We start from the raw sequence: 2784 nt of genomic DNA, 5'->3' as shown, positions 1-2784 counted from the left end.
GAGACGTCGGCAAGGCGTCTCCGTTCGAACCACGACAGTGGAAGGAGGATCATATGCCGGAACAGTCGGCGCGATGCATTCCACGACAAAGTGCTAGCAGCCCTCGACATTGCTCGTGAACGAAGTACCTCAGCTATGAAGTTGAAGATCGCAAGCAGTGCAAAGCCAAGCCCTAGGAGAACCAGAAGGTCTGTGTCTGTATGGGTTGCTGCCTCGTCTACCGATATCTGGATGAAGAACGGCGAGCTAACCAGGAAGAGCTGAAGGAACACGGAGTAGACGGCCCCTAGCCCCAGCGACTGCTTCACTTCGGACGTGATTGTTGCAAACCGCCGAATGCTAAACTGACGATCACTTCTGCTAGCGACGAAGCCTGGAAGCCGAGTCAGCTCGAGCGCAACTCCGGTAAAAGATTCCGAAAGCTGCGTTCCACTTAGTCTCATGTGGCCGGACGCGGGATCAAAGATGTGGAATCGCCCGCGTGAGCACTTACTAAGCACAACGAAGTGTGAAAGCTTCCAATGCAGTACCGCGGGCAACGAAATGTGCTGGAGATCGTCCACTTCGCAACGGATCGCGCGAGCATGGATGCCGAGGCTGGTGAACGCTGAGATCAGCGCCGCCGCATTCGTGCCTTGAGAGGACGAAGGATGCCGAATTCGAAGAGAGGATAGAGTTGTCTCTCTTCCCAGCAGAGAGGCGCATGTGGCCACACAGGCCAATCCACACTCGGAATGCTCACTTTGATACTGGAAGTGTTGCCGTGACATTGCTGCTTGCTCGTTCCATCTTCTGGGCGCGCCATACGAAGTGCGTCGGCGGAGTTCATCGCCACGCGCCTGTTATCGGGTCGCTGAGCGAAAGCGATCCATACTGCTAGACGTAGAGGTTCCGTACTGACGCCTGATCAGGTCTTTGGCGCGTGCCCTGCACGTTCCCATGCGCACGCTTATCAAGAGCGGGCTTCTCTGACAGAAGTCCACCTGGTCAGCTGCGATGGCTAGAAGTCGTCAAGAGGGACTCATCATGCGCGGTGATGGGCGTGCGCCTCGACTCGCCTCAACAGCTGTCGGCTAGTTCTTGTACTTGAAGACAACGCTTCCCAGGCAATCGCTTCCAGGAGCTCTGCCGATAGCATCGATGCTCACTTGAGAATTCTCATGAAAAGCGTGCTTCCGCTGTCCTTCGGTCTTCCATACCGGAGTCGGTTCTGGCGGTTGCACAAACAGACCGAGTGCATGACTGACTTCGGCCAGCTTCAAGCAGTGTGCATCATCTATGGTCGCTTTCTGCGTCACTGTCAACTGTCTTACGCTTCCTGAGAATCGATCGCGGATAAGTACAGCAGGACCCATGGCGGAGTCGGACCTCGGTTCAAGTTCAGAGAACCGCACGTTGCCGGTGGTGCCAATCCTGTTCGCGGTCACCTCGAACGTGCGCAAGATGCTGGCGTCATCAGGTCGTTGCTGGAACTGAATCAGATCCTCGACAGCCAACGGAGAGGGCTCAAGTTCGGCGGATTGATGTGCCTGCGCAGTCAGCACGATGCCCAGCGAGCATGCGAGAGCGCACGCGGCGGCAAAGGTATCCCATCCGAAGCTGGGCACGCGAATTCCATTCGACATCCGATCTCCTTACGCTTGATCTAGAACTAAGCCGGCCTGTAAGGTCGGGCTGGAATGTTCGTCATGTGCCGAATGAAAGTCAAGGAAATCTATGGCGATCCATCTGGTCTCGCCAGTGTCGTACAGCGCGTTCGTTGCGGCAGTCGCTAGCCATGCTCGAGAGATTGTCGCAATTGAGGCGAAGCGATCGGCACTTCTGCAACAGAGGTCAGTCGTCAGCACGGATGATCTATGCCACGGGATCCTGCACTTCTGGGCTGCACACCAATCTAAGCTCGTTCATCCACTCTCAGAACATGTGACGCACCGGGAAGGTCTCAGACGCTGTCACACTTCGCGTGTCGAGCATGAAGTGCTCTGCGAGGTGGCTGATCAGTGCAGGGCACTTTTGGATACTTCGGCGCCAGCTGCTCTGCAGTCGGCTATCAAACTCATCGCGGGCCGCCTTGGCGTGGATGGCGAGCTGCGCTGTGGCCCCAACGTCACGTCGGCCGATGAGGCGGGAAATCGCTGGGGCTACATGCCACACCCACTGCTTGCCAGGAGGCTTGACTGGCTGGCTGCATGTGACCGTGACAGAGGCTGGTCGCCCTTCGTACGCGCGACTTGGTTCTATGTCGGCCTGCTTAACTGCCACCCACTTCAGGATGGGAATGGTCGAACCGCTAGAGTGCTTTTCAACGCGCTGCTTTGGCAGGGCAAAGATTTCTATCTTCCAATCTATGAAGCTAGCGCCTCTCTCGGCTCGAGCTTGGAGATCTGTCTGCGTCGAGCGGCCAACTCGGATGATTGGTCAGACATCATCAGCTTCCTGCATGACCTTCTAAGCGCACACTTGAGTGCATTGGCACTGCGGACGCGATCCGTCTGGACGCTGTAGAAGATTGGAAGTCAGAAAGCCTGATCCGCTTCGGTTCGAGAATCGATAAGAAGGTCAGGCGGAGTCCTCCCCCCGACCTTCTGGCTGGCTTTGAGGGAGAGCGGTGTTGCCTCTACCCTATCGTCAGCCTCGTCTAAGCTTGGCAGTCTCGTGTGTCAGTGCGTTGATGAGATCACTCTTCTTCCCATGATTCGCGACCACCGTTACTGCCGCCGCTGCCCCCTATGCCAATTGTCCAGCCCCCGCTACCCCAGGTCCAACTGCCACCTGTCCAGGGAG

Annotated in this window: 2 protein-coding genes; both read right to left on the bottom strand. The window is 56.8% G+C overall.

What is annotated here, in order from left to right:
* Positions 1–308 (bottom strand): ABC transporter transmembrane domain-containing protein (locus DBR20_RS23120; protein ID WP_258223337.1); only part of this gene is annotated, 308 nt, incomplete at its 3' end.
* Positions 309–1073: 765 nt separating this feature from the next.
* On the bottom strand, positions 1074–1625 hold the full coding sequence (locus DBR20_RS12475; RefSeq protein WP_105163912.1) for a hypothetical protein: 552 nt from the start codon (positions 1623–1625) through the stop codon (positions 1074–1076).
* Positions 1626–2784 lie beyond the last annotated feature (1159 nt).

It is taken from the genome of Stenotrophomonas sp. HMWF023 (assembly GCF_003060985.1).
In the GTDB taxonomy this organism is placed as follows: Bacteria; Pseudomonadota; Gammaproteobacteria; order Xanthomonadales; family Xanthomonadaceae; genus Stenotrophomonas; species Stenotrophomonas lactitubi.
Note: the sequence above shows the minus strand (reverse complement) of the source record. Positions and strands in the feature narration are given on the sequence as shown.